Below are 20752 nucleotides of genomic sequence, written 5' to 3' on the forward strand. Positions count from 1 at the left end.
GGAAATCAGATATTTTCACAGTCCTTTGCGAGTTAAATTTCCAATTCTTCTAAATACATTCACGCAAAAATACATTATAGGAAAAAAATAAAAAAGGTAACCTAAACGTTACCTTTTTTCACAATTATATACTATTTTCTTTAGCTTATAAAACTTTTTCCAAGAAGTCTTTTGCACGCTGGCTTTTCGGATTGGAAAAGAATTCTTCCGGAGCACTTTCCTCAACGAGCAGACCCCCGTCCAGGAATAGTACACGATCGGCCACTTCTCTGGCAAATCCCATTTCATGCGTTACGATCAGCATGGTCATTCCCGTATGTGCCAGTGACTTCATAACCTCGAGCACTTCTTTTACCATCTCGGGATCAAGAGCTGAAGTCGGCTCATCGAAAAGGATTACTTCCGGGTTCATTGCCAATGCCCGTGCAATCGCGACCCTTTGTTTTTGCCCGCCTGACAGACGATTCGGATAAGTCGATTCTTTATCGGACAAACCGACTTTATTCAAGAGGTCACGAGCTTGTTTTACAGCCTCGGCCTTTGATAGTTTTTTCACCTTCATAGGTGCATATGTCAGATTCTCCAGTACGGTTTTATGCGGAAATAAATGAAAATGCTGAAATACCATTCCGACATTTTCACGCACTTTCACGATATTGGTCTTTTTTTCAGTGATGATTTGATCTTTAAACCTGATTTGACCATCAGTTGGAGTTTCAAGCATATTGATGCAGCGTAAGAAAGTTGATTTTCCCGAACCGGATGGACCGATGATCGCTAACACTTCACCCTGCCCTATCTCGGTGCTGATTCCTTTTAATACCTCGAGCTTACCATAATTTTTTTTGAGTCCATCAATTTTAATCACTGCGTCTCATTCTCCTTTCAATCACTTTGCCTAAGATGGTGAGAACCATGACCATCACATAATAAATGAGGCCGGCAAATAATATCGGCTCGAAGAATTTATATGTCTCACCGCCGACAATATAAGAACGGCGCATGATATCCCCTAATCCAATAATTGTGACAACGGCTGATTCCTTCGTTAAGGAAATCAATTCGTTCACAAGGGATGGCAGGATATTCTTGATGGCCTGCGGAAGGATAATATTAAGCATCATCCCTGAATAGGGAACCCCAAGTGCAAGAGAAGCCTCTCGTTGGCCTTTATCGACAGCTAAAATGCCTCCCCTGATAATTTCAGAGATGTATGCCGCTGAATTTAGACCGAATGCTAAAAATGCTGCTTGGAACGCTTCGATTTGAATCCCTAATATTTGTGGTGAACCAAAATAAATCAGCATTAATTGCAACACCAAAGGTGTACCGCGAAAAATGGATGTATAAAAGTCAGCAATCCAATTTAAGGGCTTGATTCTGCTGATTTTAAGTATAGATAATAATATTCCCAAAACAAATCCGATTACTGCCGCTACCGCTACAACCTTTAATGTAGTCGGTATCCCCTCCAGGATATATGGAAGGGAAGGGATAATCCTTTCAAATTCCAGATTCACTCCATTCATCCTCTCTTATGAAGGCCTTTATCTCAGGTCCTTCCTCCTGCTTCATTTTACTAACAATAAAGCGCGGAAAAACGTTCAGAAGGCATACTAAATCTCTTCTGAACGCTTTTCATCTCTCTGTATTATTCAGTTTCACTGCCACCGAACCATTTTACTATTAATTTTTCCATTTCACCATTTTCCATCATTTTTTTCAACTCGGCATTGAATTCTTCAGTTAACTTGCTTCCTTTTTGGAAAGCGATTGCCGAACCAGCATCTTGTTCACCGGATTTGATCAAATGGCCCACCAATTCTTTATTATCTTTCAAGTAGCCTTTTGCCACAGTATCTTCCATGATCACGGCGTCAAATCGTCCTGTTGACATTTCTTGAACAACCTCAGGAATACGATTCCGTTTTTCAACTTTCATCCCAATATCTTGGGATTTATTCAAGTCATTTGCCAAAGTCTCCTGAATGGATGCAAGCTGTACGCCTACGGTTTTCCCTTTTAAATCTTCAACAGTTTTGATTTTACTGTCCTTTGTCGTGATGATCATGTTTTTAGCTGTATAGTAAATATCACTGAAATCGACTGATTGCTCACGTTTTTCTGTTGGAGTCATTCCAGAGATAACGAAATCGACCGATTTATTTTCCAGAGCAGGCACAAGACTATTAAAGTCAATGTCCTTCACTTGAACCTCATAACCTAATTTTTTTCCAATTGCTTTAGCGATATCGATGTCAAATCCTTTGATTTCATCACTTTTAGATGTTTCAACATATTCAAATGGCGGATAGTCCGCTGATGTTCCCATTACCAGGACCTTTTTGTCTTCTGTACCAGCTGTGTCCTTATCTTCTTTCCCGGATGTTCCGCATGCTGCTAAAATACCTACTAATAAAACAGAAGTAAGCAACAATGCTAACTGCTTTTTCAACTTCATTATTATTCCTCCAAAATGATATTTTCAATTCTCTTTTTATTGAATTTGATTTGAATAACTAATATTCATACACTAATGTGTATTTTAACACACTCTTATAATTATTCAATAACGTAAATAATAGATTTATTTTTCAGAATATTACTATAATTCCATTTCTAAGTTTCGCGCTTTAAGCTCCAACGGGAATATATCGGCATCCTTATCTATCTTCTTTCCTAAATGCCCCTGACTTATGCAAAATCATGAATAAAAAAACCGCCGGATGGGCGGTTTTCAGACTGTAGTCAAACTTGAAGAAAAGCGAGCCTGCCTCATTTTTTTCTGAAAAAACATTCCAGTTGATTTCATTCCCTATAAAAAAGGTAAAATTCATGAAGGATAACCAAGTCTTCTTTTTATAATCATGATTCGGGGTGAGACGGATTCCGAACCCCTTTTTGTCGTCAAACTAAAAAACCGCCGATTGGGCGGGTTTTTAGCTATGGCTATGGGCTTACACTTCTTCGCAATATTGATCGAAGTAGTCTTGTAATTTTTCTACTACAGACATCGGGTGGTGCCCTTCAATTTCATGACGCTCTATCATGGTGATGATTTTTCCATCCTTCAGCAATGCAAATGATGGGGATGACGGCGGATACCCTTCGAAATAATCACGGGCTTTCTCCGTCGCCTCTTTATCTTGCCCAGCAAAAACGGTTACAAGCTGATCTGGGCGTTTATCATTATGGATTGCATGAGCAGCTGCAGGTCTAGCAATTCCCCCAGCGCAGCCACAAACGGAGTTTACCATAACAAGTGTCGTTCCTTTTTGTGCAAATACTTCCTCTACTTCCTCGGGAGTAGTCAATTCTGTATATCCAGCAGTCTTTATCTCATCGCGAGCCTGTTTGACTACGTCGTTCATTAAAAAATTAAAATCCATATTCATGGCATTTGCTCCTTCCAAGTTTTCTCTTCAATCCTATCATAACAATTGCCACTTCGTGATTCAATAAATTTACCTGTTAAACCGCATAAACCGTTCCGAACATGTTTAAAACGAAATAGAAGCGAGAATCATGTGTGAAACAGCAGGGACTTACAAAAAGATGGGGCCTGCTAGGTGACATTCCACGCTGCCCCATCCTATTTCTTTTTTAATTTGATTTAAATGTTTCTGTAAAAGATTCAAAGGCCTGCTTAACAGCAGCAGTGACCGTTTTATTCCCTGACATCACTTGATTTTCGAGTATAGGGAGAAGACCTTTGACGGTTTCATTTTTATAAAACATCGTTTTAAGCTGGTGATCCATCAATGAATAAAGCCATTCCTTAGATTGCATTCTTCTCCGTTCTTGAAAAACACCCGATTCCTTGGTCATATTGGAAAATTCTTTCAATACATCCCAAAGCTCAGGGATTCCTTTACCGGTTATGGCGGAACAAGCATATGCCTTTCCTGCCCATCCCTTTGTTGCTGGGTGAAGGAAGTGCAAGATTCTGCTATATTCGGACTTCGTCCTAATCGCCAGCGGAATGTTCTCTCCGTCGGCTTTATTGACCACAATTCCGTCCACAAGTTCCAGAATCCCTTTTTTCATCCCTTGTAATTCATCTCCGGCACCTGTTAGGACAAGGAGCATGAAGAAGTCGACCATACTTCGAACTATGGCTTCACTCTGACCGACACCGACAGTTTCTATCAGTATCACATCAAATCCTGCCGCTTCACAAAGCAACATCGTTTCCCTCGTTTTGCGGTGAACTCCGCCTAGAGTTCCTTCGGATGGTGAGGGTCTTATGAAGGCATGGGGGTTTCTTGCCAGTTCCTCCATCCTTGTCTTATCACCCAGTATACTTCCGCCATTGATCGAAGAGCTTGGATCGACGGCTAGAACGGCAACCTTATGGCCCCTGTCACATAAGTAAGTTCCGAACGTCTCGATAAAGGTACTTTTTCCGGCACCGGGCACTCCGGATATCCCGATGCGAATTGAGCTCCCTGTATGAGGAAGGATGGCCTTCAATAATTCCTGTGCATGATCTAAGTGGTGGGATGCATTGCTTTCAACCAATGTAATCCCTTTAGCTAGCTTGGCCTTGTCCCCTTTTATGATTCCCTCTTTAAGTTCATGGACCGGTATGTTTACATTATGTTTTTTGACGAATTTGCTTTTTGAAGGTTTGTTTTGGCTGGCTGCTAATTCCACACCTGGCTTTAATGAAGAAGCAAAACCTTCCTGATTGTTAAGATCGACCCATTCCGGCTTCTTGTCTTCACTCATTATTGGGCCACTTCCTCATATCCGAGGCGATTGTATATTTCCTGAAGCACTTTCTTCGCTGCCTGTGGAATGACCGTACCAGGTCCAAAAATGGCTGTAGCCCCATTTTCCATTAGGTAATCATAATCCTGTGCAGGAATGACGCCGCCTACAATCACTATAATGTCCTCACGGCCCAAGTTCTTCAGTTCCATCATAAGCTGCGGCAACAAAGTTTTATGGCCTGCAGCAAGCGAACTCATTCCGACAACATGCACATCATTTTCCACGGCTTGGATGGCGGTTTCTTTCGGTGTTTGGAATAATGGACCGATATCGACATCATAGCCTAAATCCGCAAACCCCGTTCCGACTACTTTAGCTCCACGATCATGACCGTCCTGACCCATTTTAGCCATTAACAAACGCGGTCTTCTTCCTTCATTTTCAAGGAACTCTTCCGTCATGCGGACGACTTCCTCAATTTCCGCTTCTTTTGAGTATGCCGAGCTATATACGCCGCTGATAGAACGGATCGTTGCTTTGTGACGTCCAGCCACCTCTTCGATCGCATCGGAGATTTCACCTAATGAAGCCCGTACTCTTGCAGCTTGCACAGCCAGTTCAAGAAGGTTACCTTCTCCAGTACTGGCAGCCATGGATAGCGCTTGAAGAGCATCATCCACCTTTGCCTGATCACGTTTCGCTTTTAATTCGCTTAAACGCTTAAGCTGACTTTCGCGAACTACTGTATTATCAATCTCCAGTATTTCAATAGGATCTTCTTTTTTCAAACGATACTTATTGACGCCTACGATCGTTTCATCTTGAGAATCGATTTTAGCCTGACGCTTTGCAGCGGCTTCCTCGATCCTCATTTTTGGAAGTCCGGTTTCAATTGCCTTGGCCATTCCTCCCAGACCTTCGATTTCTTCTATGTGAGCCCAAGCCCGTTCGATTAATTCATTAGTAAGCGATTCTACATAGTATGAACCCGCCCATGGATCGATTACTTTTGTGATCCCGGTTTCCTCCTGCAGATATAGCTGTGTGTTACGTGCAATGCGTGCCGAGAAATCAGTTGGCAATGCAATGGCCTCATCCAATGCGTTCGTATGCAGGGACTGTGTATGCCCAAGTGCAGCCGCATGCGCTTCAATAAGGGTCCTTGCGACATTGTTAAACGGATCCTGCTCGGAAAGGCTCCAGCCGGAGGTTTGGGAATGCGTCCTCAATGCCATCGCTTTATTATTTTTCGGTTCGAATTGTTTCATCAGTTTTGACCAAATGAAACGAGCCGCCCTCATTTTCGCCACTTCCATGAAATAGTTCATTCCTACAGCCCAGAAGAATGACAGGCGTGGTGCAAATTTATCGATATCAATACCTGCTTTCATTCCGGTACGTGCATACTCAAGCCCATCCGCCAACGTATAGGCAAGTTCGATATCAGCCGGCGCCCCCGCTTCTTGCAGATGATATCCGGAAATGGAAATGGAATTGAACTTGGGCATATATTTGGATGTATACTCAAATATATCAGCTATGATTTTCATGGACATCTCAGGTGGGTAGATATACGTATTCCGAACCATGTATTCCTTTAAGATGTCATTTTGAATCGTGCCTGAAAGCTTATCCTGTGTTACGCCTTGTTCTTCAGCTGTCACGATATAAAATGCAAGGATGGGTAATACAGCACCGTTCATCGTCATTGACACGGACATCTGATCAAGCGGAATGCCGTCGAACAGGATTTTCATGTCAAGAATGGAATCAATGGCAACTCCCGCCTTCCCCACATCACCGACAACGCGTGGATGATCGGAGTCATAACCGCGGTGTGTCGCTAAATCAAAAGCAACTGAGAGCCCTTTTTGCCCCATCGCCAGATTACGCCTGTAAAACGCATTGGATTCCTCGGCAGTCGAAAAACCTGCATACTGACGTACCGTCCAAGGACGATTGACATACATCGAAGGATACGGCCCTCTTGTAAAAGGAGCGATGCCTGGCACACTTTCCATATGCTCCAAATCGCGATTATCTTCCTCAACATAAAGCGGTTTGATTTTTATTTGTTCATTTGTTTCAAACAGAAGATCCTCAATGTTTTTCCCAATTGCTTCTTCGGCTTCCTTTTTCCATGCTTCCACCGTACCTTTATTCTCGGACTTAGCAGGATTTATAGCAGAAAAATTCGGTTTTTTCATTTCAGTTCACCCCTAGCTTCTGCAATAATTCCGATAAAATGGCTATTGCATTCGTTTTAACATGTATAAAATCTTTGACTCCGGCTTCACTTAGTGTAATCTCCAATTCTTCTTGTTGCTTACCGGCACTATAAATAGTGATTTCAGGGAATTGCTTTTTAATTTCTTTAATGGTTACTGGCGCTAATTCCGAGTAGTCAGCATCACTGCCGCAAACACAATAGATAGGGAGCTTGGTCGCAGCTACATAATCGACTGCTTCCTCAACGGTTTGACACCCCTTACTGCCAATTGTTTCAATACCACCTGCTGCAGCAAGACTTTTTACGAAATCTGCACGAGGTTTATAGGATTTGAGATTTTTCAAATTAATCAAACCAATAGTTGGAGCCGTTCCACTTATTTCTTTATACTTTTCACTGCGTAGCCTTATCTGTTCGAACTGAATGGATACCCGATCCGAGCCAAGCGGGGTAATGCCAACCGGCTGCTCCACTTTCATATATGACACATGGTTTTTCCGTGTCGGGATTTTAATCTTATCAGCGGGATTCGGATAGACATTCGTTCCGATGATGCTTTCTTTTCTGAAGGCCGCATTTTGGACTCTGCCTTGGTAAACTTCAGCTATTTCTTTCTGAAGCGTGCCTTGTTTAATTAGCTCAAGAATCCCTCCAACTGCATCGATTTCAAGGAATTTCGCCCAAGCCTTTTCAGCCAATTCATCCGTTAGTTGCTCAACATACCATGAACCGCCAGCAGGATCGACCACTGTTGTGATATTTGTTTCTTCTTTTAAAATCAAGTGAGTGTTACGGGCAATTCTTTCTGAAAACTCATCGGTTTCACCAGTTGCGTGTTTGAATGGATGAATTTGAAGATATTGAATGCCTCCAATAGCTGCAGCGAAAGCTTGATTTGTGGTTCTAAGAATATTGACATGCTGATCATAAAGCGTTTCTGTCAACTCGGAAGTAACGGCATGTATCTCCATTTTAAAATGGTCCGATGCCGTATCGAAAGCTTCTGCAAGACCTGCCCAAAGCCTTCTGGCAGCCCGCAATTTAGCGATGGACATGAAGTAATTTGAATCTACAGCGAAAGAGAATACTATTTTCTCGCAAACCGAAGCAATAGAAAGCCCTTGTTTTTGACCTTCCAATAGATATTGGACGGCAGCCGATAATCCGTAAGCTATTTCTTGTACGGCATTAGCTCCTCCATTATGGTAGGCTGCCGTATTAATCAAAACTGTCTTTAAATCCCTGCCTACTTTCTGATAATCTTGGATCGTCTTTAGCCAGTCTGCAAAATAGTTATCCGTATCTTCTGGCAGCTGACCGCAAATGAGCCATTCTGCAATGGGATCTTCAGCAATAACGCCTGTCAATTGGGTATTTTGTGCTTCGGCAACAGCTTTGAATTGAGAGAATAATCCTTTTTGGTTCCCCTTAAGGTCAATGAAAACCGGAATTTCTTTTAATGGGATATCCTTAAACAATTTTTCTGCCCTTGCGCCCTCGGCAAGCAATCGTGCAGGGTATGCCACGACATTTTGACCGCGCTTGAATGAAGCCTTCATCTTTTCATTTGCTTCTTCAGCCGTGATACCGCTTACAGGTTGAACGACAAGCCAAGGTTGTTCGTGATATCCCGTGGGGGACGTTCCTCGGGTGAAAGGGAAAATTCCTGGTAATTCAGCTACCTTTTCCGTTGAATCCGCCTTTTCTGTATAAAGCGGATATAAAGTGATGCCCTCATATGTATTCGTTTTTAACTTTTCTACACTTTTCCCTTTTAAACTTGCTTCCGCAGCTTCTTTCCATTCTTCAAAAGAAGGCTTTGGAAAGGTTATATTTTTTACATCTTTCAGTTCCATCTGTAATCGCTTTCTTATCTTCTGCCGCCTCATACGCCCTGTCCTTTCTTTGGGAGAACGAACGCTCAGTCAGTTTTGGATAAGAAAACCACCCTCCCGTCAATTTAATCTGGATTATACTAACATTCTACCATAATTTTCTTGAAATTTAAGACAATAGAAATTAGCAAATTTGTTATTAAGGAAACCACTAGCCTATTTCGCCTTTTTTTAAATCAAGTACAGTCCCTGATCTGTATTAGAACAGCTCTTAATAAAATAATAGCAAAAATAAAATTTTTGTCGATGTTTTTCTACGGAAAAGAGAAATGACAGGGTCTAAACTTTGGCGATCGACTTCGGCATACGCATCTTTCAACAAATCAAAAAGTAAGGGGGAATCAATAACTGCTGGACTAAATGATGATTAAGAACCACCATCATCCAATAGTTATGGTTTCTATCAATTTTTTTTAAAAAAAGGTGATTGGAACAAGGTGTGCGAGACTCCAGCGGGAATAGCGCGTCCAAGGAGGGACCCCACAGGCGGCCAAGAGCGCCGAGGGCGGACCCGCCCGGGAAATCGAGTGCCTGGAGTTCCAACTAATAACGTTCAAATTGTACCAATCAAAAAAACTGTAGGCAAACTCGATTTTCATAGAGTTTGCCTACAGTCTGAAGGAATAACCTTCCGGCCTTCCTTTTCTTCATTTTAGTATATGGAAGTGTTATCTTTGGAAATCTTTTCGATGATTTCTTTAACCCTTGCAAGGAATCGTCCGCATACCAGTCCGTCCAAAACACGATGATCAAGTGATAAACAGAGATTCACCATATCTCGTACTGCAATCATATCATTTATGACCACTGGGCGTTTTACAATCGTTTCAACTTGTAAAATGGCCGCTTGTGGATAATTGATGATTCCCATGGACTGGACAGAACCGAATGAGCCAGTGTTATTAACAGTGAACGTACCACCTTGCATATCCTCTGCTTTTAACTTACCCGCCTTTACTTTGGATGCAAGTTCCTGTATCTCCCTTGCTATACCTTTGATTGATTTTTCATCGGCATTTTTAATGACCGGTACAAATAAGGCATCTTCAGTTGCAACGGCTATTGATATATTGATTTCTTTCTTTTGTATGATTTTTTCCCCTGCCCACATCGAATTGAGCTCTGGAAATTCCGTAAGGGCTTGAGCAACCGCTTTTACGAAAAAGGCAAAGTACGTTAAATTATAGCCTTCTTTTTGTTTAAACTCGGATTTAAGATTATCACGCAACTTCACCATATTGCTTGCGTCAACTTCCACCATCGTCCAAGCATGCGGAATTTCGTGCTTACTTTTCAACATATTGGACGCAATTGCCTTACGGATGCCGGTAACAGGTATTTCCTTGTCCCCAGCCACAGTCGGCACGTTTGTTACTGGACTGGTTTGACGATTAACTTGAGGGGCGATCTCTACAGGAGCCGAATCGGATATCGCGGAAGGCTCATCCGCCGTAGGAAGATTCCCTGATTCAACAAGTTTCAGTAAATCTTTACGGGTGATCCGTCCCTCATTCCCCGTTCCTTTAACTTTTGAAAGATCGATTCCATGCTCCTGGGAAAGTTTTAACACAGCTGGCGAATAGCGAGCTTTCCTTGATGGTTCGGCCGACGCTTGCTGCACATCTCTTGTAACAGGTGCATCAGCATTTTCCACACTATGAGAAACTTGCCCAGCATTTCCGTTATCCGTCTTTGCCGCTTCAACTTCAATCGAGCAAATGACTTCCCCGACTGCCAATGTTTGATTCTCATCCGCTTTCAATTCCTTGATGATGCCGGTGAAGGAAGAAGGAACCTCAGCATTTACTTTATACGTCATCACTTCAGCTAGCGGGTCGTATTTCGTGACATGATCCCCAGGCTTCACAAGCCATTTACTGATGGTTCCCTCTGTGACACTTTCGCCTAGTTGAGGCATCTTCATTAATTCCATAGCCATAATTCGTTCCTCCTTCTTAACAGTCATTAATACTCGGCCAATTCCCTCATTGCTTTTTCCACTTTATCAGGATTCACCATAAAATGTTTTTCCATCGTAGGCGCATATGGCATGGCAGGTACATCAGGTCCGGCCAATCGTTTTACCGGGGCATCCAAATCAAAAAGGCAATGCTCGGCGATGATGGCTGCGACCTCACTCATGATGCTTCCTTCTTTATTATCTTCCGTAACCAGTAATACTTTCCCCGTTTTAGAAGCTGCTTCTATGATAGCATACTTATCCAAAGGGTAAACCGTACGCAAGTCAAGAACATGTGCAGAAATTCCATCTGCAGCTAATTTTTCTGCTGCCTGAAGGGCAAAATGCACACAAAGGCCATAGGAAATGACAGTAATGTCTTCCCCTTCCCTTTTCACTTCCGCCTTACCGATGGGAAGTACATAATCTTCAGTGGGCACCTCACCCTTGATCAAGCGGTAAGCGCGTTTATGTTCAAAGAAAAGTACTGGGTCTTCATCGCGAATGGCAGCTTTAAGCAACCCCTTTACATCATACGGAGTGGAAGGCATCACTATTTTCAAGCCCGGCTGATTGGCAAAGATTGCTTCAACCGATTGTGAATGATAAAGAGCTCCATGAATCCCTCCTCCATACGGAGCACGGATAACCATAGGACAGCTCCAGTCATTATTAGAACGGTATCTAATTTTGGCTGCCTCTGAAACTATTTGGTTAATGGCAGGCATGATGAAATCAGCAAATTGCATCTCAGCTATCGGCCGAAGCCCATACATGGCCGCTCCAATTCCCACTCCTGCAATTGCAGATTCAGCGAGCGGGGTATCGATGACCCTGGCTTCACCGAATTGGTCGTATAAACCATTAGTGGCCTTAAAGACCCCACCTTTTTTTCCTACATCCTCTCCCAATACGAACACACGGGAATCACGTTCCATCTCTTCCCTCATTGCCATTGTCACGGCATCTATATAAGAAATCACTGGCATTCTATTACCCCCTTACTTTTGTGCATACACATGATTCATAGCACTTTCAGCCTTCGGATATGGAGCATTCTCAGCATAATCGGTTGCTTCGTTTACTATCTTCATGACTTCATCATTCATTTGTTTCTCAAGGTTATCATCCATGATTCCCACTTCTTTTAAATACGCTCCAAATGTCATTATCGAATCCTTCGTTTTGGCTTCGGCCACTTCGTCCGCAGTCCGGTAGCTTCGGTCATCATCATCACTTGAATGAGGTGTAAGCCTGTATGAAACGGTTTCTACAAGTGTAGGGCCTTCTCCCCTTCGTGCACGGTCAGCCGCTTCTTTCACCGCTGCATACACTTCCAATGGATCATTGCCATCCACCGTTATTCCAGGCATCCCATAGCCAATCGCCCTGTCGGAAACATTTTCACACGATAGCTGTTTCTCAATAGGAACTGAAATTGCATATTTATTATTTTCACACATAAAAATGACCGGTAGCTTGTGCACACCTGCAAAGTTGGCCCCTTCATGAAAATCGCCCTGATTGGATGAACCTTCCCCAAACGTTACGAATGTCACCAAATCCTTACCTTCCATCTTCCCTGCAAGGGCAATTCCAACAGCATGCGGGACCTGTGTCGTTACAGGCGATGAACCAGTGACGATCCTATTTTTCTTTTGACCAAAATGACCAGGCATTTGGCGCCCGCCGGAATTGGGATCTTCCTCTTTTGCGAAACCAGAAAGCATCAAGTCTTTTGCGGTCATTCCGAAGGTAAGTACCACACCGACATCCCGATAATAAGGCAGTACATAATCCTTCTGCCGATCAAGCGCAAACGCAGCCCCAACCTGTGCAGCTTCTTGCCCCTGGCAGGAAATCACGAAGGGAATTTTTCCGCTTCGGTTTAAAAGCCACATGCGCTCATCAATTCTGCGGGACAAAAGCATTGTCCGGTACATATCTAAAACTGTTTCCTCATTTAAGCCTAATTGTTCATGACGTTTTTCTACCATCATAAAACCTCCTGACCTTATTCTTTATGAATGAATGGCACGTCCATCGACAGCAAGGGCCGCCTCTCCGATTGCTTCAGAAAGACTTGGGTGCGGATGAATTGTCTTTCCTATTTCCCAAGGTGTCGCATCAAGCACTTTTGCAAGTCCGGCTTCTGAAATCATATCCGTAACATGTGGTCCGATCATATGAACGCCCAGTATATCATCCGTTCTCTTATCGGCGATGATTTTGACAAAACCATCCGCTTCCCCGAATACAAGGGCCTTACCAACTGCACGGAATGGGAATTTCCCAATTTTAAGGTCATAGCCTTCCTTGTTTGCCTGTTCTTCCGTCAAACCGACACTTGCAGCTTCAGGGCTTGAATACACACATTTTGAAATGAGCGAATAATCCAGCCGTTCCGGTTTTTGGCCTGCGATATGTTCAACGGCCGTAATACCTTCATGGGAGGCAACGTGAGCCAATTGGAGACCGCCAATACAATCACCGATTGCATAGATATGTGATTCCTTCGTTTGGAAGAAGTCATTGGTTTTAATAAAGCCTTTTTCTTTCATAATTTCCGTATTTTCAATGCCGATCCCTTCAACATTTGCTGATCTGCCTACGGAAACCAGCATTTTTTCAGCTGTGAATCCCTCTACCGAACCTTTGACTTCTGCAGATATGGAAACTGAAACATCCGTTTTCAGGGTTTCAGGCAATACCTTCGCACCTGTAACGAATTTGACGCCTTTTTTCGTTAGGAGACGAAGCATTTCACTGGAAATATCATGGTCCTCAGTCGGGATGATTCTATCTGCATATTCCAGTACTGTCACTTCCACACCAAAATCATTGAGCATCGAAGCCCATTCAATGCCGATAACACCGCCGCCTACAATAATCATTGATTTTGGCAGGCTCTCAAGCTTTAGAGCTTCATCCGATGTAAGCACCAATTCCCCATCAATCGCTAAACCGGGCAGTGTCTTCGGACGCGAACCGGTAGCAATGATGACATTCTGAGGAATGAGCATTTCATTTTCACTGCCATTATTCATTTCCACGGAAATTGTCCCAGGCATCGGTGAAAATATAGAAGGACCAAGTATACGCCCTAACCCTTCATAAACTGTTATCTTTCCTTGTTTCATCAAGTGTTGAACACCTTTATAGAGTTGATCGACCACTTTATTCTTTCTTTCCTGCACCTTAAGGAAGTCTACCTTTACATCCCCGGTAACAATACCGAATTCCTCACTTTTCACTGCAGTCTGATAAACTTCCGCACTCCTTAAAAGTGCTTTGGAAGGGATACAACCTTTATGTAGACACGTTCCGCCGAGCTTGCCTTTCTCCACGACAGCCGTTTTCAATCCTAATTGAGCAGCCCTTATTGCCGCCACATACCCGCCTGTTCCTCCTCCGAGGATAACGAGGTCAAATTCTTCAGCCAAAACCACTCCTCCTCACAAATACATACTATTTGTCACCACTTTTACTTGGCATATGTTTATTACGTTATCCATGTTGAAAATTCCTGTGTTTATTTAAAAAACACAGGAATCTATAGCTTGTAAAACTACAATCATTTTCTTCCATTCAAGATATGTTTTTCATTTTGCAAGAATTGGCTCCTTGAATTCCTCATGCGAGCAATTCGCTCCTCTGCCATCCTATCCGCTGCTTTATATGTTGGGATTTGATCGCGTTTTGCAATCTCGAAGACTCTTTCAATTGTATCATAAACCGTTTCCACTTTCTTAAGGGCTCTTTCCCGATTATATCCTAAAAGCTCATCGGCCACGTTTATGACTCCACCTGCATTAATTACATAATCAGGTGCATATATAATACCTTTTTCATGAATTTGATCGCCATGAACAGGTTCCTTTAATTGATTATTGGCCGCACCTGCAATGACCTTCGCCTTGATTTGATTGATTGTATGATCATTTATGACAGCCCCTAACGCACAAGGTGCATAGATATCACAGTCTACTCCATAAATTTCATCAGGATTAACTGCAGTCGCCCCAAAGGATTCAACCGCACGGGCCACACTTTCTTTATTGATATCCGTAACGATCAGCTGGGCGCCCTCCTCATGAAGGTGACGGCATAAGTTATAAGAAACATTCCCGACGCCTTGGACTGCAACCACCTTGCCTTCTAAGGAATCAGTTCCGAATGCTTCTTTTGCAGCAGCTTTCATACCGCGATATACCCCATAGGCAGTTACAGGGGAAGGATTTCCCGAAGAACCGAATGCAGGGGAAATTCCAGTGACAAAATCCGTCTCCTCATGAATGAGATCCATATCCTCAACCGTTGTACCTACATCTTCCGCTGTTATATAACGCCCATTCAGTCCTTGGATATACCTTCCGAATGCACGGAACATTTCTTCATTTTTATCCTTACGGGGATCGCCGATGATGACGGTTTTTCCCCCGCCTAAATTCAAGCCGGCGGCTGCGTTCTTATATGTCATTCCTCTTGAAAGCCTTAAGGCATCTTCAATGGCATCTTCTTCAGAAGCATACGTCCACATCCTAGTGCCTCCCAGCGCAGGACCTAATGTCGTATCATGAATGGCAATAATTGCTTTCAAACCCGATTGTTTATCCTGACAGAATAACAATTGCTCGTAATCATACTTCTCAAGATATTTAAAAATTTCCATAAAGGAATCCTCCCTAGATGTTTTAATACATGTCAAATATGAGGACACTGTATTACTCCTCATTCTTACTTGTTACTACGTTCATTTTAAATAAAATCCGCTACTAGCATGATATTTTCCCCATGGGGAATGGTTCCCTTGAAAGATCCATGCACTTTTAAATATGCAAATAACATGCCAATAAAATACATAATGAGAGCCTGTTTATCCAAATAAAGGAGATGCTGGTTAATATGTTGGGCAACTATAGCCTATAACAAATTCAAAAAAATTTCATGTTAGAAGTGGAGTCTCGCTTAAATTAAAATAAATCAGAAAATTCCGCGCAGTTTTTTTCATAGTACGCAATTATTTGCGTGCAAAAATTTTCACAGTTTTAGTTTTTCCATTTTGTAATATAGATTTCTAACTGAAATCCCCAGCGCTTTTGCCGTAAGTGTTTTATTTCCCTTCTGGGTATGGAACGCTTGCTGAATGATTTCGGCTTCATACTGGTCTATTATCTCCGAGAGCGGTTTCCCCGATACGTAGCCAGAAGGCTTCATTAATAATTTCTCCTGCTTTAATGGAATCTCTTCGATAAAATCCGGAATATGATGTATATCAATGACCGTCTCGTTCAATTTCATGAAAATGATTGCCCGTCCTAAGATATTTTCCAGTTCCCTGACATTACCCGGCCAGTTGTAAATTTGCATTTTATGTATAGCTGCTGCTGTAATTCCCTCAATGCTCCGTCCATACTCCTGATTGATTTTATTAATCAAATGCTCCGCCAATTCTCTCAAATCTTCTTTTCTCTTTCTTAATGGTGCAATGAAAATAGGCATGCGGTTCAGCCTGAAATACAAGTCTTCCCTGAATGATCCGTTTGCGATGGCCTGTTCAAGATTGATATTCGTAGCGGCTATCACCCGGACATTGATGGGGATCGGCTTCGTCCCCCCCACTCTGATGATTTCCTTTTCTTGTAATACTCGAAGTAATTTAGCTTGGATGTTGGCCGGCAATTCACCAATTTCGTCCAAAAAGATACTCCCTTGATTTGCCTCTTCAAAAAAACCAACCTTCCCCCCCCTGCTTGCTCCAGTAAAGGCTCCTTCATCATAACCGAACAGTTCACTTTCAAGTAATGATTCCGAGATGGCCGCACAATTTACCCGTACGAATTTATTGAATTTCCTATCGCTCGCATTATGTATGGCATGTGCAAATAACTCTTTGCCAGTCCCTGATTCCCCTCTTAATAAGACAGTAGCAGGTGTTCTTGCCGATAATTTCGCCTGTTCAATGGGAAGCTTCATCTCTTCGGAAGCCCCAATTATATCATCAAAGGAATATTTAGCCTGCAATGTCCGGATAATCTGTCTTGCCCGATTCAATTCGTGGGTCAAGGCTTGAATTTCCGATACATCATGAATGACGCCAACGCTCCCTTTCAGGCACCCATCCACAATGATTGGAGCAACATTCACGATAACTTCCTTATGTTTTGGGCCGACACGCATATTGACACCCCGAACAGGCTTTTTTGTTTGAAGCACTTTCATATGCATACTTTCACCTTCGTAAATATCGATGGAAGCCGGCTTACCGATCACTTGGGTCTTTGTTAAGCCAGTGATTCTTGTATATGCCGGATTGATCAAAAGCCCCCTGCCTTGATCATCCACAACAGATATGGCTTCATCACTGGATTGAATGATCGCCTGGAGCATCGTCTGTATCTCTTTTAAATCAGTGATCTGCTCTGCCAATTGTACAGCTTCCGTTTTATTCCTAAACACGGAAAAAGCCCCTATGATTTCCTTATCGGCATTCACAAGAGGTATCCTTGTCGTTATGAGTTCCATCCCATTGCTAAGGGTGATTTCCTGATTTACTTCTTTTTGGTTCGTTTGCATCACTCGCAGCAATCCAGTTGAAGGGATGAAATCTTTGATATGTCTGCCTATCACATCTTCGCGCTTTGTGTCAGATGCACGTTCCGCACTATCATTGAACATGATGATGAATCCTTCATGATCAATCACCACCATTCCTTCACTGGTCGTATTAAGGATCAAGTCCATTTTTGCCGAGGTATTCTCCAATTTACTTATTAATCGATTTTTCTCTTCAAACAACTTAGTCATAATGAGGGCGACACTTCCAGGAATGAGAATCGTTTGTTCGCCCATGTCCCTTTTAATCTTTTTATAGACAGATGGGTCTCCGGTCGTATCAAAAATGATGTCCAAATCCCGCTCCAATCCCCTGCTCCAATCAGTCACTGTAGGAATCCTTCGTTCCTTTGCAGCAAGCATTCCTTCAGCGGATTCATTCGTATCAGCCATACAAACAATGGAGAATACTTCACTTTCCGATAGGAGTTTCAACACGGTTGTCCCTCCCACTCCTCCCCCTACTATCATGACCTTTTGCATGAGCCATCCCCCTTAAGATATAATTAACCCTTTTAATAGATCATTCCCTGCAATTTTTTTCATACTCCCAACCATTTTACCATATCGGTACCCTTTAAAAACAGCCACCAACTCCCAGTCATTATCTAGATTCCCGAAACTTGACAAATAATTTATATCCTTTATCATTTTTTAAAGATGGAATTTTCGGAAGGGATTTGACCGCATGAAACGTTTAATCGCTTTTTTGATTCTTTTTATACCCGGTGCCTTTGCAGCCTATGGCATAAAAATAATGAGGGACATGGTGTTCGGTATTTTACAGCCTCCCTATCCATTCCTTTGGCTGCAATTTTTAATAGGACTGCTCATTACGATTGGCGGAATAGCCTTTATCGCCGGCTTTGTCCTTCATCGAGATCGAAAACAAAATAAGGTCCAAAGCAGGTTCACTAAATTTTAAACGTAAATAGAAGGTGCCATGTATCATATGGCACCTTCTTTCTTTATCTTGATTTCAATCCTTCTCTGATCCGTACGGCTGCTTCGGGAAAATCGGTTATGATGCCGCTGCACCCCAGATTGAATAACCGCTTCATCTCGTCTTCTTTATTAATGGTATATGGCCGCACAGGAACACCCATACTCACCGATGCTTGAATTATTGCATCAGGGGCAGCCCGGATATTTGGGTGGATTGCACTTCCGCCTATTGCCTTGGCATATATCCACGGCATGTATAGACCATCCCTATAAAGCGGTGCGGTTTCCAATTCAGGTGCCAATTGATGGCAATTGACCAAACTGTAATGATTGAAGGAAGAAAGGATTACCCTTTCCTCCATTTCGTAAGTACGAATGAGCCGGATGACTTTCTCTTCTAAGCCTGGATACAGAAAAAGCATATTTTTTAATTCAATATTGCAAAAAAGCTGATTATCGTAAAGCCAAATAAATAGTTCTTCAAGCGTCGGAATCTTTTCTTTACTCAATTTACCCTTTTGGGTTGCAGAAGCATTAAGTGTTTTCAACTCCATCAAGGTCCGGTCTTTTACATATCCCGAGGCATTCGTGGTCCGATCGAGCTTTTCATCGTGAATGATGACCACTTCTCCATCTTTCGAGAGCTGGACATCCATTTCAATTCCGTCCGCCCCGACACGGGCAGCTTCTTTGAACGCCGACATCGTATTTTCCGGATGTGTTCCTGCAGAGCCTCGATGCGCAAAGATTAAGGTCATGATGAAACGCCGCCTCTCTCAATAATTGTTATATCCCAATTTTATGAACAGAAACAGCAAATTATTTTCATCTAAATCAATCCTTCAATCAATCGGTTTCCGTCTTCCCACTTGAATTCTTTCCTCGCTTGCCTCTGTCCGTGCGTCCTTCAAGTCTTTGACGTTCTCAAGCATGATTTGCGGTAAATCCAATAGGATAGGATTCAACCGAAGAATGGAAAAGCCTTTTGGACAAACGGTGATAAAAACCATATCTCTATCTGCTCCTAATACAAAATGCTCATTTTTTCATAAATCATTAACTCCCATCCCTTTAACATGATCATATATACCTATAATTATATATCTAAAAGTTAAGGAAAAGGGAGCTATATAGCACCTACTTCGTCTAAAATGATTTGTACCGCTTTTTCGCCCAAACAAAAACGCCTTTTATTTATGGGATTTCCTTCAAAATCCAATAAATAAAAGGCGTTTAATTTTTTTTAACCGGCATAAAAAATTTGAAGTTGCCGATTAGAAAAAATCAAGAAGCAACTTCTTCCTGTCCTTTACCTCCAGACGGAGAGTTCCTATTTATATTTAGCGGCTCTAGCCTTTATATGGTCAATTGTTACCCTGAATCCTTACAACCGGTTTTTCCCTACCCCTGTCATGAAGCTTTATGTTCGAGGCGCAGCTTATCGGCAACCATGGCAATGAATTCCGAATTTGTAGGTTTAGCCTTAGTCATGCTTACGGTATATCCGAAAAGAGATGATATGGATTCTATATTTCCACGGCTCCAGGCCACTTCAATCGCATGCCGGATAGCACGCTCAACACGGCTGGCCGTAGTATTGTATTTTTTTGCGATATCCGGATATAAAACTTTGGTGATAGAACCCAATAGTTCAATATCATTATATACCATTGATATCGCTTCCCTTAAATACAAATAGCCCTTAATATGTGCAGGAACTCCAATCTCGTGAATGATGCTTGTGATGCTGGCATCGAGGTTCTTCGGCTTGGATTCATTTTGGGGACGATAACTAAATTGACTATGATTTTTTAAAACTGCCTGCCCTTTACTGCTTACCTGACGTATGTGATTGGCCAGATTTTCCATATCGAATGGTTTCAGGATAAAGTAAGACGCACCCAAATCAACAGCTTTTTTCGTTACATCTTCTTGACCAAAGGCAGTAAGCATAATCACATTAGGCATAGCACCCCGTTTTACTTCACGAAGTTTTTCAAGTACACCTAACCCATCTAAATGAGGCATGATAATATCGAGGATCAATATATCCGGATCAACGCTTTCAAGCATCCCCAAGCAATCTTGACCGTTATGTGCCACCCCAATTACTTCCATGTCTTCCTGTGCAGAAATGTATTCTTCCAGAAGGCCAACAAGTTCTCTATTATCATCTACAACGCACACCTTAATTTTTTTCACGCTTGATTTCCTCCTCAACTACAATTGGTCTTTTTTTCTATATGACTAAATTCTATTGTAATTGAACTTTTCGACAATGGAAACTAAATTCCTTTTATTTTTGAAAAAATATAAGGAATTCAATATTATTCTCCGGATATCTCTTGTTTTCGACTTCGTTTGCTATTCGAATAAAGCGATTGTCGAAAA

At 42.2% G+C, this 20752-nt stretch carries 17 protein-coding genes; 1 reads left to right on the forward strand and 16 read right to left on the reverse strand.

Annotation, left to right across the window (positions count from 1 at the left end; genetic code table 11):
- Positions 1 to 145 precede the first annotated feature (145 nt).
- The 13 genes from J7J00_RS07800 to J7J00_RS07860 all read right to left on the reverse strand — a co-directional run bounded on the left by J7J00_RS07800 (position 146) and on the right by J7J00_RS07860 (position 17899).
- Positions 146 to 868 carry an amino acid ABC transporter ATP-binding protein gene (locus J7J00_RS07800; RefSeq protein ID WP_214789623.1) on the reverse strand — a complete coding sequence of 241 codons (723 nt, stop codon included), beginning with the start codon at positions 866 to 868 and terminating at the stop codon, positions 146 to 148.
- Positions 861 to 1520 carry an amino acid ABC transporter permease gene (locus tag J7J00_RS07805; protein WP_101223460.1) on the reverse strand — a complete coding sequence of 220 codons (660 nt, stop codon included), beginning with the start codon at positions 1518 to 1520 and terminating at the stop codon, positions 861 to 863. The genes J7J00_RS07800 and J7J00_RS07805 overlap by 8 nt, the downstream gene beginning before the upstream one ends.
- Before the next feature lie 131 nt (positions 1521 to 1651).
- A complete protein-coding gene (locus J7J00_RS07810; protein WP_214789949.1) occupies positions 1652 to 2455 on the reverse strand; it encodes a transporter substrate-binding domain-containing protein in 804 nt (267 codons plus the stop codon).
- A gap of 502 nt (positions 2456 to 2957) precedes the next feature.
- Positions 2958 to 3395: a BrxA/BrxB family bacilliredoxin gene (locus J7J00_RS07815; RefSeq protein ID WP_034308239.1), complete on the reverse strand. Its 438-nt coding sequence runs from the start codon at positions 3393 to 3395 to the stop codon at positions 2958 to 2960.
- A gap of 208 nt (positions 3396 to 3603) precedes the next feature.
- Positions 3604 to 4731: a methylmalonyl Co-A mutase-associated GTPase MeaB gene (gene meaB / locus J7J00_RS07820; RefSeq protein ID WP_214789625.1), complete on the reverse strand. Its 1128-nt coding sequence runs from the start codon at positions 4729 to 4731 to the stop codon at positions 3604 to 3606.
- Complete coding sequence (gene scpA, locus J7J00_RS07825; RefSeq protein WP_214789627.1) at positions 4731 to 6923, reverse strand: methylmalonyl-CoA mutase; 2193 nt, start codon at positions 6921 to 6923, stop codon at positions 4731 to 4733. The genes meaB and scpA overlap by 1 nt, the downstream gene beginning before the upstream one ends.
- A gap of 1 nt (position 6924) precedes the next feature.
- A complete protein-coding gene (locus tag J7J00_RS07830) occupies positions 6925 to 8802 on the reverse strand; it encodes a methylmalonyl-CoA mutase family protein (protein WP_214789629.1) in 1878 nt (625 codons plus the stop codon).
- Positions 8803 to 9493: 691 nt separating this feature from the next.
- Positions 9494 to 10780 carry a dihydrolipoamide acetyltransferase family protein gene (locus tag J7J00_RS07835; protein WP_214789631.1) on the reverse strand — a complete coding sequence of 429 codons (1287 nt, stop codon included), beginning with the start codon at positions 10778 to 10780 and terminating at the stop codon, positions 9494 to 9496.
- A 26-nt stretch (positions 10781 to 10806) separates the two neighbouring features.
- Positions 10807 to 11790: an alpha-ketoacid dehydrogenase subunit beta gene (locus tag J7J00_RS07840; protein ID WP_214789633.1), complete on the reverse strand. Its 984-nt coding sequence runs from the start codon at positions 11788 to 11790 to the stop codon at positions 10807 to 10809.
- Between the two features lie 12 nt (positions 11791 to 11802).
- Entirely contained in the window at positions 11803 to 12798 is a 996-nt protein-coding gene (locus J7J00_RS07845) for a thiamine pyrophosphate-dependent dehydrogenase E1 component subunit alpha (RefSeq protein ID WP_098369854.1), read from the reverse strand.
- 24 nt (positions 12799 to 12822) lie between these two features.
- Positions 12823 to 14244: a dihydrolipoyl dehydrogenase gene (gene lpdA, locus J7J00_RS07850; RefSeq protein WP_214789635.1), complete on the reverse strand. Its 1422-nt coding sequence runs from the start codon at positions 14242 to 14244 to the stop codon at positions 12823 to 12825.
- A gap of 131 nt (positions 14245 to 14375) precedes the next feature.
- A complete protein-coding gene (gene bcd, locus J7J00_RS07855; RefSeq protein WP_214789637.1) occupies positions 14376 to 15473 on the reverse strand; it encodes a branched-chain amino acid dehydrogenase in 1098 nt (365 codons plus the stop codon).
- A gap of 368 nt (positions 15474 to 15841) precedes the next feature.
- Complete coding sequence (locus tag J7J00_RS07860) at positions 15842 to 17899, reverse strand: sigma-54 interaction domain-containing protein (RefSeq protein ID WP_214789639.1); 2058 nt, start codon at positions 17897 to 17899, stop codon at positions 15842 to 15844.
- 205 nt (positions 17900 to 18104) lie between these two features.
- On the opposite strand from J7J00_RS07860, the gene J7J00_RS07865 reads away from it, so the two are divergent.
- Positions 18105 to 18341 carry a DUF2627 domain-containing protein gene (locus J7J00_RS07865; RefSeq protein WP_098369850.1) on the forward strand — a complete coding sequence of 79 codons (237 nt, stop codon included), beginning with the start codon at positions 18105 to 18107 and terminating at the stop codon, positions 18339 to 18341.
- A 43-nt stretch (positions 18342 to 18384) separates the two neighbouring features.
- Here the strand turns inward: J7J00_RS07865 and J7J00_RS07870 are convergent, their stop codons facing one another.
- The 3 genes from J7J00_RS07870 to spo0A all read right to left on the reverse strand — a co-directional run bounded on the left by J7J00_RS07870 (position 18385) and on the right by spo0A (position 20563).
- On the reverse strand, positions 18385 to 19119 hold the full coding sequence (locus tag J7J00_RS07870) for a glycerophosphodiester phosphodiesterase (protein WP_214789641.1): 735 nt from the start codon (positions 19117 to 19119) through the stop codon (positions 18385 to 18387).
- Between the two features lie 84 nt (positions 19120 to 19203).
- Positions 19204 to 19371, reverse strand: coding sequence for a hypothetical protein (locus tag J7J00_RS07875; protein WP_214789643.1), 168 nt, complete (start codon positions 19369 to 19371; stop codon positions 19204 to 19206).
- A 400-nt stretch (positions 19372 to 19771) separates the two neighbouring features.
- Positions 19772 to 20563 carry a sporulation transcription factor Spo0A gene (gene spo0A, locus J7J00_RS07880; RefSeq protein ID WP_063233099.1) on the reverse strand — a complete coding sequence of 264 codons (792 nt, stop codon included), beginning with the start codon at positions 20561 to 20563 and terminating at the stop codon, positions 19772 to 19774.
- Positions 20564 to 20752: the final 189 nt, after the last annotated feature.

Source organism: Bacillus sp. ISL-4, assembly GCF_018613275.1.
GTDB classification, from domain to species: Bacteria; Bacillota; Bacilli; order Bacillales; family DSM-1321; genus Peribacillus; species Peribacillus simplex_E.